The sequence below is a fragment of the Rhizobacter sp. SG703 genome (assembly GCF_012275445.1).
In the GTDB taxonomy this organism is placed as follows: domain Bacteria; phylum Pseudomonadota; class Gammaproteobacteria; order Burkholderiales; family Burkholderiaceae_C; genus Rhizobacter.
Genome location: NZ_JAAZQK010000009.1, coordinates 70372 through 86463, shown reverse-complemented (window position 1 = coordinate 86463; position 16092 = coordinate 70372). Strand labels below are relative to the sequence as shown.

Sequence of the window (16092 nt, the reverse complement as noted above, 5' to 3'; positions counted from 1 at the left end):
GAATGCGGGCACGCCAAGTGCCAACGCACCCAGCCGCGACTGACCGCAGCGCCCCGGCGCGTGGCACAGTCGCCCATCGCCGACGCGCCCCCTCACTGCCCTCGCCCATGCCCATGGACCACACGCCGAAAGACGCCGCCACGCCCTCGCTTTCCGCCAAGCCTCGTCGACGCTGGCCGGGCACGCTGATCGCGCTGATCGGGCTGGCGCTGCTGGGCGGCGTCGCGTGGTACCTGACCCACCGGCCCGCGGCGGCACCGGCCGGCGCGATGGCAGGCCCGGGCGGACCCGGCGGGCCCGGCGGACCGGGGGGCCCCGGCGGCGCCGCCGGCCGCCGCGGTGCCGGCGCCACCACCGTCGGCGTCGCCACCGCAGCGCAGGCCGAGCTGCCGGTGCTGATCGAAGCCCTCGGCACCGTCACGCCGGCTGCCACCGTCACGGTGCGCCCGCAGGTCTCCGGCGTGCTGACCAAGGTGGCGTTCAAGGAAGGCCAGGTCGTCAAGAAGGGCGAGCTGCTCGCCACCATCGACGCCCGCCCGTTCGAGATGGCGCTGCTGCAGGCCAGCGGCCAGCGGCTGCGCGACGAAGCCCAGCTCGATGCCGCGCGCGTCACGCTGAAGCGCTACCAGACGCTGCTGGCGCAGGACTCGATCGCCCGCCAGGACGTCGACACGCAGGCCGCCCTCGTCAAGCAGCTCGAAGGCACCGCGATGACCGACAAGGCCGCCGAAGGCACCGCGCGGCTGAACCTCGCGTACACCCGCATCGCCGCGCCGGTGGGCGGGCGCATCGGGCTGCGCAGCGTCGACGAAGGCAACCTGGTGTCGTCCGGCGACGCCACCGGCATCGCGGTGATCACGCAGACCGAGCCGATCGACATCGCGTTCTCGATCCCGCAGGACCGCCTGCCTGCCATCCAGGCCCGCGTGGCCAGCGGCGCGCAGCTGCCGGTCGCCGCCTACGACCGCACCCGCACCAACAAGCTCGACAGCGGCACCTTCTCCACCTTCGACAACCTGGTCGACACCACCACCGGCACGGTGCGCGCGAAGGCCCGCTTCCAGAACGCCGGCGGCGCGCTGTTCCCGAACCAGTTCGTCAACGTGCGCCTGCTGCTCGACACCGTGAAGGGCGCCGTCGTCGTGCCGATCACCGCGTTGCGCAACGGCCGCGACGGCGACTACGTCTACGTGCTGCAGCCCGACCGCACGGTGCAGCAGCGCACCGTCACGCGCGGCCAGGCGACGGTCGACAAGGTCTCGATCACCGCCGGGCTCGAGGCCGGCGAGCAGGTCATCACCGAAGGCGCCGACCGGTTGAAAGACGGCGCGCGCGTGACGCTATCGGCCGACCGCGCCGCATCGGGTGCGCAAGGCGCCTCCGGCCCGGCCGGTGCGTTCCCGCCCGGCCGCCGCGCATCGGGTCCGCGCGGCGAGCGGGGCCCGCGTGCCGCCGCCGATGGCGCGTCGGCACCGGCCGGCTTCGCGTCGGGCGCCTCCGGCGCCTGGGGCGAGCGCCGCCGCCAACGCCGCGAACAGGCCGAACAGCAATAAGCCGGACCACCCATGAGTCCGTCGCGTCCCTTCATCGAGCGGCCGGTAGCGACCTCGCTGCTGATGCTCGCCATCGTGCTCGCCGGCCTGGTGGGCTTCAAGTTCCTGCCGCTCGCGGCGCTGCCGCAGGTCGACTACCCGACCATCCAGGTGCAGACGCTGTACCCCGGCGCGAGCCCCGAGGTGATGACGAACACCGTCACCGCGCCGCTGGAAAAGCAGTTCGGCCAGATGCCCGGGCTGCAGCGCATGAGCTCGTCGAGCGCCGCCGGCGTGTCGATCGTCACGCTGCAGTTCTCGCTCGGCCAGACGCTCGACGTCGCCGAGCAGGAGGTGCAGGCGGCCATCAACGCCGGCGGCTCGCTGCTGCCGGCCGACCTGCCGGCGCCGCCGGTCTACGCCAAGGTCAACCCGGCCGATGCACCGGTGCTGACGCTCGCGATCACCTCCGATTCGCTGCCGCTGACCGAGGTGCAGAACCTCGTCAACACCCGGCTCGCGCAGAAGATGTCGCAGGTCAGCGGCGTCGGCCTGGTGACGCTCAGCGGCGGCCAGCGCCCTGCGGTGCGGATCCAGGCCGACACCCAGGCCCTCGCGTCGTACGGCATCGGCATCGACACGCTGCGCAGCGCCATCACCGGCGCCAACGCGAACAGCGCGAAGGGCAGCTTCGACGGCCCGACCCGCACCTACAGCATCAACGCCAACGACCAGCTGCTGACGGTCGACGACTACAAGTCGCTGGTGGTCGCGTGGCGCAACAACGCGCCGGTGCGCATCGCCGACGTGGCCCAGGTCGTCAACAGCGCCGAGAACGTGCGGCTCGGCGCGTGGGCCGGCATCGACTGCACCGACTGCGCCGCCCGCCCCGACGCGCGCCCGCTGGTGCCGGCCATCATCCTGAACGTGCAGCGCCAGCCCGGCGCAAACGTGATCGCCACCGTCGACGGCATCAAGCAGCGCCTGCCCGAGCTGCAGGCCGGGCTGCCGCCGAGCGTCAGCGTCAGCATCCTGAGCGACCGCACCACCGGCATCCGCGCGTCGGTCAAGCACGTCGAGTTCGAACTGCTGCTGGCGGTGCTGCTGGTGGTGATCGTGATCTTCGCGTTCCTGCACAGCGTGCGCGCCACCGTGATCGCGAGCCTGGCGGTGCCGATCTCGCTGATCGGTACCTTCGGCGTGATGTACCTGCTCGGCTACAGCCTGAACAACCTGAGCCTGATGGCGCTGACCATCGCGACCGGCTTCGTCGTCGACGACGCGATCGTGATGATCGAGAACATCGCCCGCTACATCGAGGAAGGCGAGCCGCCGATGCAGGCCGCGCTGAAGGGCGCGACGCAGATCGGGTTCACGATCATCTCGCTGACCGTCTCGCTGATCGCGGTGCTGATCCCGCTGCTGTTCATGGGCGACGTGGTCGGCCGGCTGTTCCGCGAGTTCGCGGTGACGCTCGCGATCACGATCCTGATCTCGGCGGTGGTGTCGCTGACGCTGGTGCCGATGATGTCGGGACGCTGGCTGGAGCCGCAGGACACCGCGCACGGCGATCCGCGGCACGCGAAGGGCTTCGGCGCCGCGTTCCAGCGCCTGTTCGACCGCTTCATCGCGCGCTACGACGTCTGGCTCGGCTGGGTGCTCGACCGCCAGGTGCTGACGCTGCTGGTGGCCGCCGCGACGCTCGTGCTGACCATCGTGCTGTACATGGTGATCCCGAAGGGCCTGTTCCCGACGCAGGACACCGGCCAGCTGAAGGCCCGGCTCGAAGCGGCACAAGACGTCTCGTACAGCCGGATGGCATCGCTGCAGCAGAAGGCCGCGCAGGCCGTGTTGGCCGACCCCGACGTCGCGAGCCTGAGCTCGTTCACCGGCGTCGACGCGGCCAACAACACGATGCTGAACACCGGCAGCATGCTGATCAACCTGCGCAGCCGGCGCAGCGGCACGCAGGCGCAGGTCATGGACCGGCTACGCGAGCGCGTGCAGCAGGTGGCCGGCGTCACGCTGTACCTGCAGCCGACGCAGGACCTGACGATCGATGCCGAATCCGGCCCGACCGAATACCGCGTGTCGCTCGAAGGCGTCAGCAGCCAGGTGGTCGCCGACTGGGCGCACAAGCTGGCCGACCAGCTGCGCACCGTGCCGCAGGTGCGCAACATCGTGACCGACGCCGGCGCGCAGGGCATGTCGGCCTACATCGACATCGACCGCGACACCGCCTCGCGGCTGGGCATCACCGCGAGCGCGATCGACGACGCGCTGTACAGCGCGTTCGGCCAGCGCATCGTCTCGACCATCTTCACCGAGACCAACCAGTACCGCGTGATCCTCGAGGCGCAGCCCGGCCTGGTGAACAGCGCGCAGACGCTGGGCCTGCTGAACCTGCGCACCAGTTCCGGCGAGGCGACGCCGCTGTCGGCGATCGCCACGATCCGCGAGAAGGCGGCGCCGCTGCAGGTGACGCACGTCGCGCAGTACCCGGCCACCACGCTCGGCTTCGACACCGCCGGCGGCGAATCGCTGGGCCATGCGGTCGATGCAATCAAGCAGGCGGCCAAGGCGATCAACCTGCCGGCATCGGTGACGATGACCTTCCTCGGAGCGGCAGGCGCCTACCAGGCCTCGCTCGCCAACGAGCTGTGGCTGATCCTCGCCGCGCTGGTCTGCGTCTACATCGTGCTCGGCGTGCTGTACGAAAGCTACATCCACCCGCTGACGATCCTGTCGACGCTGCCGTCGGCCGGCGTCGGCGCGCTGCTGGCGCTGATGCTGTCGGGCAATGACCTCGGCGTGATCGGCATCATCGGCATCATCCTGCTGATCGGCATCGTCAAGAAGAACGCGATCATGATGATCGACTTCGCGATCGACGCCGAACGCCACCAGGGCAAGTCGCCGCGCGAGGCGATCCACCAGGCCGCGCTGCTGCGCTTCCGGCCGATCCTGATGACGACGCTGGCGGCGCTGTTCGCCGCGCTGCCGCTGATGTTCGGCGGCGGCGAAGGCGCCGAGCTGCGCATGCCGCTCGGCCTGTCGATCTTCGGCGGGCTGATCGTCAGCCAGGTGCTGACGCTGTTCACGACGCCGGTGATCTACCTCGGCTTCGACCGGCTGGGCCGGCGCGTGCGCCGGGCCGCTGCCGTGCCGGGTCCGTCCACCGATGGAGCGGCCGGATGAACCTGTCGAAGCCCTTCGTCACGCGGCCGATCGCGACGGTGCTGCTGACCATCGGCATCGCGCTGGCCGGCATCGGCGCGTTCTTCGTGCTGCCGGTGGCGCCGCTGCCGCAGGTCGATTTCCCGACCATCTCGGTCAGCGCGTCGCTGCCCGGCGCGAGCCCCGACACGATGGCCAGCAGCGTGGCCACGCCGCTGGAGCGCCACCTCGGCACCATCGCCGGCGTCAACGAGATGACCTCGTCGAGCTCGTCCGGCTCGGCCCGCGTGACGCTGCAGTTCGACCTGAGCCGCAACATCGACGGCGCGGCGCGCGAGGTGCAGGCGGCCATCAATGCGTCGCGCGCCGACCTGCCGTCGACGCTGCGCAGCAACCCGACCTACCGCAAGGCGAACCCGTCGGACGCGCCGATCATCATCCTCGCACTAACCTCGAAGACCCGCACGCCGGGGCAGATCTACGATGCCGTGTCGAACATCGTGCAGCAGAAGCTGGCGCAGGTCGACGGCGTCGGCGACGTCGAGCTCGGCGGCGGCTCGCTGCCGGCGGTGCGCGTCGAGCTGCTGCCGTTCGCGCTGAACCGCTTCGGCGTCAGTTCCGAAGACGTGCGCGCGGCGATCCAGGCGTCGAACGCGAACCGGCCGAAGGGCGCGATCGAGGACGGCGAGCGCCGCATGCAGATCTACACGCCGCCGCCGGGGCGAACGGCGGCCGACTACCGCGGGCTGGTGGTGGCCTGGCGCAACAACGCGGCGGTGCGCCTGTCCGACGTGGCCAGGGTCAGCGACGGCGTCGAGAACGTGCGCACGCTGGGGCTCTTCAACGGCCAGCCGGCCGTCATCGTGCTGCTGACGCGCCAGCCCGGCGCCAACGTGATCGAGACGGTCGACGGCGTGCGGGCGCTGCTGCCCGAGCTGCGGGCGCAGCTGCCGAGCGACATCGAGCTGCAGGTGGCCTCCGACAGCACCAACTCCATCCGTGCATCGCTGCGCGAGATCGAAGGCACGCTGGTCATTTCGGTGCTGCTGGTCGTCGTGGTCGTCAGCGTGTTCCTGCGCAGCCTGCGCGCGACCATCGTGCCGGCGGTCGCCACCGTGGTGTCGCTGCTCGGCACCTTCGGCGTGATGTACCTGCTCGGCTACAGCCTGAACAACCTGAGCCTGATGGCGTTGACGGTGGCCACCGGCTTCGTCGTCGACGACGCGATCGTCGTGCTGGAGAACACCAGCCGCCACATCGAGGCCGGCATGGACCGCTTCGAGGCCGCGCTGCTCGGCGCGCGCGAGGTCGGCTTCACGGTGCTGTCGATCAGCCTGTCGCTGGTGGCGGTGTTCATCCCGCTGCTGTTCATGAGCGGGCAGATCGGCCGGCTGTTCCGCGAGTTCGCGGTGACGCTGTCGGTCGCGGTGCTGATCTCGCTGGTGATCTCGCTGACCACCACGCCGATGATGTGCGCCTGGCTGCTGAAGAGAGGGGGGCATGCGGAGAAGCCGCCCGGCCGCCTCGCGCGCTTCTCCGAACGCGTGTTTGCCGGCGTGCTGCGCGGCTACGAGCACAGCCTGGACTGGGCGCTGCACAGCAAGGCGCTGGTGATGCTGATCCTGCTGGCGGTGATCGGCCTGAACGTCTACCTCTTCAAGGCGGCGCCGAAGGGCTTCTTCCCGCAGCAGGACAACGGCCAGCTGAACGGCGGGCTGTCGGCCGACCAGAGCATCTCGTTCGAGGCGCTGCAGGGCAAGCTGAAGCAGCTGGTCGACATCATCCACGCCGACCCGGCGGTCGACACGGTGGTCGGCTTCACCGGCGGCGGCCGCGCCGGCGGCGGCTTCATGTTCATCAACCTGAAGCCGGTCGGCCAGCGCAAGGACGGCGGGCAGGCGGTGATCGCGCGGCTGCGGCCGCAGCTGGCCACCGTGACCGGCGTGCAGCTGTTCCTGAACCCGGTGCAGGACCTGCGGGCCGGCGGCCGGTCGAGCAACTCGACCTACCAGTACACGCTGAAGAGCGACAACATCGCCGACCTGCGCAGCTGGGCGCTGAAGCTGGCCGACCAGATGCGCACCAAGGAAGAACTGGCCGACGTCGACACCAACCAGCAGGACAACGGCGTGCAGAGCTTCGTCGACATCGACAAGGCGACCGCGGCGCGGCTGGGCATCACGACGCGCGATGTCGACAACGCGCTGTACGACAGCTTCGGACAGCGCCAGGTGGCCACCATCTACGGCGAGTTGAACCAGTACCACGTGGTGATGGAAGCGGCGCGCAGCCTGACGCGCAGCCCGACCTCGCTGAACGACGTGTACATCCCGCGCAAGGCCGGCACCGGTGCCGCGGCGACCGCGACGCTGTCGGTGAACCCGGCGCTGCGCGACGCGTCGGGCGGCTCGGCGCTGAGCAATACCGCGAACACGATGGTGCCGCTGCAGGCGCTCGCCCGCTTCACCGAGAGCGCGACGCCGACCTCGATCAACCACCAGGACGGCGAGCTCGCGACCACGGTGTCGTTCAACCTGCCCGACGGCGTCAGCCTGTCGGACGCGCAGGCGGCGGTGAAGCAGTCGGAGGCCGACATCGCGATGCCGGCCAACGTGCGCGGCAGCTTCGCCGGCACCGCGCGTGGCTTCCAGGATTCGCAGGCGCAGCAGCCGCTCTTGATCCTGGCGGCGATCGTCGTGATCTACATCGTGCTCGGCGTGCTGTACGAAAGCCTGGTGCACCCGGTGACGGTGCTGTCGACCTTGCCGTCGGCCGGGGTCGGTGCGGTGCTCGCGCTGCTGATGTTCCGCATGGAGTTCTCGATCATCGCGCTGATCGGCGTGTTCCTGCTGATCGGCATCGTCAAGAAGAACGCGATCCTGATCATCGACTTCGCGCTCGAGGCCGAGCGCTCGCGCGGGTTGTCGCCGCTGGACGCGGTGCGCGAGGCCTGCCTGCTGCGCTTCCGCCCGATCCTGATGACGACGCTGGCCGCGGGCCTCGGCGCGCTGCCGCTGGCGATCGGCTTCGGCGAAGGCTCCGAGCTGCGCCAGCCGCTGGGCGTGGCCATCATCGGCGGGCTGGTCGCCAGCCAGTTGCTGACGCTGCTGACCACGCCGGTCGTCTACCTCCTGCTCGACAAGCTGCGCCGCCGCGGCGCCGACGAGCGCCACCTGAGCCGCGGCACCGACACGGCCTTGCACGCATGACTTCACGCCTCACTCCCGTTGCCGCCCTGCTCGCGGCCTTGCTCGCCGGCTGCTCGGTGGCCCCGCGCTACCAGGTGCCCGACACCGCGTTGCCCGCCGGCTACAAGGAAGTGCCGGCGGCCGCCGACGGCTGGCTTCCGGCCGCACCGGCCGACGCGCTCGACCGCGGGCCGTGGTGGACGCTGTTCGGCGACGAGACGCTGAACCAGCTGGCCGCGCAGGTCGAGGTGTCGAACCAGAACGTCGCGGCCGCGGTGGCCGGCTATGCGCAATCTCGATCGCTGGTGAAGGAGGCGCGTGCGTCGTTCTTCCCGAACGTGAGCCTGAGCGGCGGCGCGACGCGCTCCGGCGGCAACGCGCGAACGTCGACAGTCACCACCTACCAGGCGGCGCTGGGCGCGAGCTGGGAGGCGCCGCTGTGGGGCAAGCTGCAGGCCGGCGTCGACACCGCGACCGCGACCGCGCAGGCGAGCGAGGCCGACCTCGCATCGGCACGGCTGTCGGCACAGGCGGCGTTGGCGACCAACTACTTCTCGCTGCGCGAGGCCGATGCCGAGATCGACGTGGTGACGCGCACCGTCGAGAGCTTCACCCGCTCGCAGACGATCACGCAGAACCGCTACGACGCCGGTGTCGCGCCGAAGAGCGACCTGCTGCAGGCGCAGACGCAGCTCGCGAATGCGCAGGCCGACCTGGCGACGCTGCGCCGCCAGCGCGCGGTGCTGGAGCATGCGATCGCGGTGCTGGTCGGCCAGGCGCCGGCGCAGTTCTCGCTGCCGCCGGCCGCCTGGCAGATGACGGTGCCGGCGGTGCCGCTGGCGGTGCCGTCGGAGCTGCTGCAGCGCCGGCCCGACATCGCCGGCGCCGAGCGCAGCGTCGCATCGGCCAATGCGCAGATCGGCATTGCGCGCAGCGCGTACTTCCCGAGCCTGTCGCTGAGCGGCTCGGTCGGGCAGCAGAGCAGCGCGGCCAGCCAGTTGTTCAATGCGAGCCAGAACCTGTGGTCGCTGGGCGTTTCGGTGGCGCAGACGATCTTCGATGCCGGCGCGACGCGCGCCCGCGTCGAAGGCGCCGAGGCGAGCAGGGATGCGGCTGTGGCCCGCTACCGCCAGACGACGTTGGCCGCGCTGCAGGCGGTCGAGGATCAGCTGTCGCTGGTACGCATGCTGGCCGAGCAGTCGACGCTGCGCGCGCAGGCGTCGAAGGCGGCCGACGACACCGAGGTGCAGACGCTGAACCGCTACCGCGCGGGGCAGGTCAGCTACCTCGAAGTGGCGAGCGCCCAATCGTCGGCGCTGAGCGCGCGGCGCGCGCTGGTGCAGTTGCAGGTCGACCAGCAGCTCGCGGCGATCGGGTTGATCCAGGCGATGGGCGGCGGCTGGCATTCGAGCTGGATGCCGCCGCGCTCCTGACGTCCGGCCGGCATTGCCGGAATGGCCGGGGGATAGTCCGGGGATTGCATTTGCCGAACTTCGGAGCAAGATCGCCGCAGGGAGCACGCAACACAGCCTGACGGTGCGGCGGGCGCTGGAGATCTTCTTGATCATGCGTCGATGGCTTCGGTGCCGGAACTTGTGGCCGCTGGCCGCGAGCCTCTGGGCCTTTGGCTTCGCCGCGCAGGCAGGCGGTCCACCCGGCAAGCTGAAAGGGTCCGACTCGGCCGTGGTCAGGCCCGGCGAACTGGTGCCGCCGCGCGTCGCACCGCCCTGCACGCCGGGCCGTTGCCCGTTCGCCGGCCAGAACGTCAGCCTGCTGGTGACCGACGGCCAGCCGATCGGCGCGCCGATCGACGAGGTCAAGGCCGAATTCGAGGCCGCCACCGGCGCGACGCTGACGATCGTGCGGCGCCCGACCGAAGAAGTCTTCAGCACCCTGACCGCCGACCTGACCGCCGGCAGCGGCACCTACGACGCCTGCATCGCCGGCGCCTGGTGGCTGGGCGAGCTGGTCGAAGGCAACTACCTGCTGCCCTACGACCGCTTCTACAAGGACCGGCGCTTCCCGGCCTGGGACATCGACCAGGTGCTGCCGGCGCCGCGCAGCCTGCTGCAGTACGGCGGGCACAAGTACATGGTGGCCAACGACCATGACGGGCAGGTGATGTACTACCGCCGCGACCTGCTCGAAGACCCTGTGCACCGGGCCGCCTTCCAGAAGGCCTACGGCCGGCCGCTGGGCGTGCCGGCCACCTGGGACGAGTTCCACGACGTCGCGGCCTATTTCAACGGCAAGGACCTCAACGGCGACGGCCAGCCCGACCACGGCGTGGTGCTGCCGCTGATGGCCGGCGTGCAGGGCATGTTCCAGTTCATGTCGCTGTCGGCGCCCTTCGTCATCGGGCCGGCCAATCCCGGCCTCTACTGGTTCGACCCGCAGACGATGAAGCCGCTGATCGACAGCCCCGGCCACGTGCGTGCGCTGACGGTGCTGGTCGGCCTGGTCGAGTTCGGCCCGAAGGAGATGCTGCGCTGGGACCTGGGCCGCGGCTGGGACCACTTCCTGGCCGGCCGTGCCGCGCTGGCAGTCACCTGGGGCGACCTCGGCGCACTGGCGCAGCAGGCCGGCAGCCAGGTGCGCGGCAAGGTCGGCTCGGCCCAGCTGCCGGGTGTGCCGGAGTACTACGGCATCGCGCAGCGGCAATGGCTGCGCAGCGCCACGCCGAACCGCGTGGGCAACACCACCGGCGGCTCGTGGGCCGGCGTGATCTCGCGCTTCTCGAAGTCGCCGGAGGCCGCCTACTACCTGCTCGCGCTGATGGCCACGCAGGCCAAGTCCGAGGTCTATGCCGCACGCGGGTGGGACGGCGTCGACCCGGGCCGGCGCTATCACTTCCTGCCGCCGATGGGCACCGCGAAGATCGAGACCTATGTGCGCGCCGGCTGGGACACGGCCGACGTGCGCGACTTCCTGCAGGCCTACCACGACACCTACACCAACCCGCTGCAGCTGCCCTACCTGCGCATCCCCGGGGCCTACAGCTACTGGCTGGCGCTGGACCTCCACCTCGCGGAGGCGACGTCGGGGCAGCTGAGTCCCGAAGCGGCGCTGAAGGCCGCGGCGGTGGACTTCGAAGAGATCACCATCCGGCTCGGGCGCGACAGGCAACGGCGTGCATACCGCTCGTCGTCGGGACTGTGACCGGGCTGCAGCCGGCAGCAGGAGGACAGGCATGGACACGATCGTGGGCTGGTTCGCCGCAGCGGCCGCAGCGGCGTTTGCATTCGCGGCCTCGGCACAGGACGCCAGGCCGCCGGCGTCGGAGGAGTACAAGACCTCGGTGGTGAAAGCCGGCGCCATCGTCCCGCCGCGGGTCGTGCCGCCGTGCAAGCCGGGGGCGTGCCCGTTCGCCGGCCAGCGCGTGACGGTGCTGATGGTGAAGGAACGCGACGCCGGCTCGCTGGGCGAGCTGAAGGCCGAGTTCGAGGCCGCCACCGGCGCCACGCTGAGCTTCGCGCAGGTCACCCACCAGGAGCTGTTCCCGCACTTCATGGCCGACCTGACCAACGGCACCGGCCGGTACGACGCCGCGTATGCCGGCGCCTGGTGGCTGGGCGAGCTGGCGGCGGGCGAGCACATCGTCCCGTACGACAAGCTCTACAGGGACCCGCGCTTCCCGTCCTGGGACATCGACGAGGTGCTGCCGGCACCGCGGCGCCTGCTGAGCTATGCGGGCAGGAAGTACATGATCGCCAACGACCACGACGGCCAGGTCATGTACTACCGCCGCGACCTGCTGGCCGACCCGCGGCACCGCGCCGCGTTCGCCGCCCGCTACGGCTACGCGCTGGGCGTGCCGGCCACCTGGGCCCAGTTCCGCGACGTGGCCGAGTACTTCAACGGCCAGGACCTGAACGGCGACGGCGTGCCGGACCACGGGCTGACGCTGCACCTGAAGGTCGGCGCCCAGGGCATGTTCCATTTCATGTCCTTCTCGGCGCCGTTCGTGATCGGGCCGGACAACCCCGGGCTGTACTGGTTCGACCCGAAGACCATGAAGCCGCTGATCGAGAGCCCGGGCCACGTGCGCGCGCTCGAGGCGCTGGTCGACCTGGTGCAGTTCGGCCCGAAGGACATGCTCAGCTGGGACCTCGGCAAGAGCTGGGACCTGTTCCTGTCCGGCCGCGCGGCGCTCGCCTTCACCTGGGGCGACCTGGGCGCGCTGGCGCAGGACGAAGGCAGCAGGGTGCGCGGGCGGATCGGCTCGGCGCCGATGCCCGGCACGCTGTCGTACTACAGCATCCCGGCCGGCCGGTGGATCAAGACCGCGAAGCCCAACCTGGTCGGCAACACCACAGGCGGCTCGTGGGCCGGGGTGATCTCGAAATACGCCAAGTCCCCGGAGGCCGCCTATTACCTGTTCGCACTGATGGCGACGAAGGAGAAGTCGAAGGTGTATGCGGTGCGCGGCTGGGACGGCATCGACCCCGGGCGCAGCTTCCATTTCCTGCCGCCCGACGGCACCGCGCGCATCGAGACCTACCTCGATGCCGGCTGGAACGAGGCCGATGTCCGCGACTACCTGCATGCGTACTTCGAGAACTTCAGCAACCCGTTGCAGTTCCCGTACCTGCGCATCCCCGGGGCCTTCAGCTACTGGCAGGCGCTCGACGTGCACCTGGCCGAAGCCGCGGCCGGCCAGCTGAGCCCGCAGGCGGCGCTGAAGGCGACGGCGGTCGACTTCGAGGAGATCACGATCCGCCTCGGGCGCGAGGCCCAGCGGCGCGTCTACCGGGCCTCGCTCGGCCTGCCGCGGTGATGGACTGGCGCCGGCGCGTCATCAGCCCGGGCGTCGGCGACAAGCTGACGATGGGCTTCGGTGCGCTGGCCGGCGTCACCTTGCTGGTGATCGGGCTGGGCTGGATCGGCGGGCAGCGCCTGGCCGACGACATCGCGCTGGCCGAGAACCTGCGCCGCCCCGCGCTGCTCGCATCGACCCAGGCGCAGGCCAGCCTGCTGAGCATGCAGCTGCACGTGCGCGGCTACCTGGTGCTGAGCGACCCGCAGGACGTGCTGCAGTACCACGCGGCACGCCGCAGCTTCGAGAACAGCCTGGCCGCGCTGCAGGCGATGTCGAACCGCTGGCCGGAGGCCGAGGCGGCCCGCTCGGTCGAGGCGCTGACCGCCGAATACGACGGCTGGGTGCAGTTGCCGCAGCGCCTGTTCGCGTTGCACGACGACCCGCTGAAGAACCGGGCGGCGCTGCGGTTGTCGCGCCTGGAGGTGCAATCGCGGCGCGTGCAGGCGCTGGATGCGCTCGGCCGCATCGTCGAGGCGCAGCAGGCGCGCGCGGCCAGCGCCGAGCACCGCGCGCTGGTCGAGGACCTGCTGCGCTTCCAGACCTCGTTCGACGCGATGGTCACCAACCTGATCGCGTTCGGCGCGTCGGGCGAGCTGAACTTCAAGCTCGCGTACGGGCCGCAGCTGTCCACCAATGCATCGGCCTGGACCGCCGTGTCGGCGCGACGCGGGCTGCTCGATGCCCAGCAGGGCCGGCTGCTCGACGACATCGCCCGCCTGCGCTCCGAGATCGCCCAGCTCGCGCTGCAGATCGGCGCCATCGTCAACGGCGAGCATGCCTACGAGGACCTGTACCTCTACCGCACCGAGGTCGCGCCGCAGGCCGCCGCGATGCTGCAGCGCCTGGCCGAGCTGACGCGCACGCAGGAGGGCCAGCTGGACGGCGCGCTGACCGGCCTGGTCGACGGCATCGCGCGTGCGCGGGCGGTGGCCGGTGCGGTCGGGCTGATCGCGGTGCTGGCGGCGATCGCGCTCGCCTGGGGCTTTCGCCGCAACATCGTCGGGCCGGTGCACCGCCTGACCGGCGTGGCCGAGCGCGTGGCGGCCGGCGACCTGCTGGCGCGGGCCGAGCCGGAATCGCAGGACGAGATCGGCGTGCTGGCGACGAGCTTCAACACGATGACGCAGCGGCTGGCCGACACCATCGCGCACCTGGAGCGCGTGTTCGCCGAGGCCCGGCACGCGCGCGACGCGGCCGAGGAGGCCAACCAGGCGAAGAGCGAGTTCCTGGCCAACATGAGCCACGAGATCCGCACGCCGATGAACGCGATCCTCGGCATGTCGCACCTGGCGCTGCAAAGCGGGCTGGACCCCCAGCAGTTCAACTACGTGCAGAAGGTGCACCGGGCCGCCGAGTCGCTGCTGGGGATCATCAACGACATCCTCGATTTCTCGAAGATCGAGGCGGGGCACCTGGACATGGAGCAGGTGCCGTTCGAGCTCGGTGCGGTGCTCGACGACCTGGCGACGCAGGTGGGGATGCATGCCGAGGAGAAGGGACTGGAGCTGGTCTTCGCGCTGCCGCCCGACCTGCCGGCCACGCTGGAGGGCGACCCGTTCCGGCTCGGGCAGGTGCTGCTCAACCTGGGCAACAACGCCGTCAAGTTCACCGAGCGCGGCGAGGTCGTCGTCAAGGTCGAGGCGATCGAACGCTCGGCCGACCAGGTGCTGCTGCGCTTCGAAGTGCGCGACAGCGGCATCGGCATCACCGCCGAGCAGCAGGCGCGGCTGTTCCAGCCGTTCTCGCAGGCCGACAGCTCGACCAGCCGGCGCTATGGCGGCACCGGGCTCGGGCTGGTGATCTCCCGCAACCTGGTGCGCATGATGGGCGGGCAGATCGGGCTGGACAGCGAGCCCGGCCGCGGCAGCTGCTTCCACTTCAGCGCGCGCTTCCGGCTGCCGCCGCAGCCGGTGGCCGACGACGACCCCGGCCGGGTCGAGCGCGTGCGCGGGCTGCGCGTGCTGGTGGCCGACGACAACGACGTGGCCCGCGACCTGCTGGCGCAGATGACGGCCGCGTTCGGCATGCGGCCGTCGACGGTGGGCGACGGCAAAGCGGCGTTGCAGGCCATCGCGGAGGCGGACCGCAGCGACGCCCCCATCGAGCTGCTGCTGCTGGACTGGAAGATGCCGGGGCTGGACGGCGTCGACTGCCTCGTGCGGCTGGCGGAGATGGGCCTGCGCCATGCGCCGCCGACGGTGCTGATGCTGACCGCGTTCAGCCGCGACGAGGTGACGCGCCGGCTGACGGCCGAGCGCCTGTCGGCGGCGGCGACGCTGAGCAAGCCGGTGACGCCGTCGACGCTGCTCGACACCTGCCTGGCCGTGCTGCACCTGCCGGGGCGGCACGCGCTGCGTTCGCAGCGGCGCGACGAGGCGCTCGTGAACCAGCGGGCCGCGCTGGTCGGGGCGCGCATCCTGCTGGTCGAGGACAACCCGATCAACCAGGAGCTGGCCTGCGACCTGCTGCGCCGTGCCGGCGTGCAGCTCACCACGGCCGACAACGGACGGGAGGCGCTGGAGCGGCTGGCGCACGGGCGCTTCGACCTCGTGCTGATGGATTGCCAGATGCCGGTGATGGACGGCTATGCAGCCACGCGCGCGCTGCGCGAGGAGCCGCGCTGGCGCGACCTGCCGGTGATCGCGATGACGGCGAACGCGATGGTGGGCGACCGCGAGAAGGTGCTGGCCGCCGGCATGAACGACCACATCGCGAAGCCGATCCGGGTGGAGGAACTGTTCGCCACCTTGGCGCGCTGGATCGGCCGGCCGGCGCCGGAGCTGGCGACGACGCCGACCCCGGACGCGAAACCCGCCGGCGGGACGGCGCTGGCGCTGCAGGACGCGCTGGAGGCGCTGGGTGGCGATCGCACGCTGTACGCACGGGTGGCCCGCCTGTTCGTCGAGAGCGAGGCGCGCTTCGGCGAGCGCTTCGCCGCAGCGCGAGCCGCAGCGGACGACGCCGGCATGGCCCGCATCGCCCATGACCTGAAGAGCGTGGCGGGAACGCTCGGTGCCATGGCCTTGTCCGACGCGGCAGCGGCGCTGGAGCAGGCGGTGTCGGAGCCGGCACCGGGAGACGACCTGGACAGGCTGATCGAGCAGGTCGAGGTGCACCTCGGGCCGGCGCTCGCGGCGTTGCGGGCGATGGCGGCGAAGGATGCGGGCGATCGGCCGGCGTCGAGCGAGATCGTGGCGGGGAGCCATGCGGCGTCGGGATGACGCAGCGCCGACATAGAGTCCACGCTCGACAGGCCCGGGCATCGCCTCCGCTGCATCATCCAGGACGCAGACTCGCAGTCCGCCATCGTGATGCAGTGCTTCGATGAACGTTGCCCGTGCGCAGCCCGACCCGCTATCCTCTCGAACCCTGCATC

7 protein-coding genes are annotated in these 16092 nt (G+C 71.0%); all 7 read left to right on the top strand.

Annotated features, from left to right (window positions below; translation table 11 throughout):
- The first annotated feature begins 107 nt into the window (after positions 1 to 107).
- The 7 genes from FHT26_RS19750 to FHT26_RS19720 all read left to right on the top strand — a co-directional run bounded on the left by FHT26_RS19750 (position 108) and on the right by FHT26_RS19720 (position 15937).
- Positions 108 to 1553, top strand: a complete 1446-nt coding sequence (locus FHT26_RS19750) for an efflux RND transporter periplasmic adaptor subunit (protein ID WP_490362799.1) — start codon at positions 108 to 110, stop codon at positions 1551 to 1553.
- Positions 1554 to 1565: 12 nt separating this feature from the next.
- A complete protein-coding gene (locus tag FHT26_RS19745; protein ID WP_168561827.1) occupies positions 1566 to 4730 on the top strand; it encodes an efflux RND transporter permease subunit in 3165 nt (1054 codons plus the stop codon).
- The gene (locus FHT26_RS19740; RefSeq protein WP_168561826.1) at positions 4727 to 7918 is read left to right on the top strand and encodes an efflux RND transporter permease subunit; all 3192 of its coding nucleotides are present in this window, start codon (positions 4727 to 4729) and stop codon (positions 7916 to 7918) included. Before FHT26_RS19745 ends, FHT26_RS19740 begins: the two co-directional genes overlap by 4 nt.
- Positions 7915 to 9330 carry an efflux transporter outer membrane subunit gene (locus FHT26_RS19735; protein ID WP_168561825.1) on the top strand — a complete coding sequence of 472 codons (1416 nt, stop codon included), beginning with the start codon at positions 7915 to 7917 and terminating at the stop codon, positions 9328 to 9330. Before FHT26_RS19740 ends, FHT26_RS19735 begins: the two co-directional genes overlap by 4 nt.
- A gap of 250 nt (positions 9331 to 9580) precedes the next feature.
- Positions 9581 to 11056 carry an extracellular solute-binding protein gene (locus FHT26_RS19730; protein WP_210427498.1) on the top strand — a complete coding sequence of 492 codons (1476 nt, stop codon included), beginning with the start codon at positions 9581 to 9583 and terminating at the stop codon, positions 11054 to 11056.
- A gap of 31 nt (positions 11057 to 11087) precedes the next feature.
- Positions 11088 to 12674, top strand: coding sequence for an extracellular solute-binding protein (locus FHT26_RS19725; RefSeq protein ID WP_168561823.1), 1587 nt, complete (start codon positions 11088 to 11090; stop codon positions 12672 to 12674).
- Entirely contained in the window at positions 12674 to 15937 is a 3264-nt protein-coding gene (locus FHT26_RS19720; RefSeq protein WP_168561822.1) for a hybrid sensor histidine kinase/response regulator, read from the top strand. Before FHT26_RS19725 ends, FHT26_RS19720 begins: the two co-directional genes overlap by 1 nt.
- Positions 15938 to 16092: the final 155 nt, after the last annotated feature.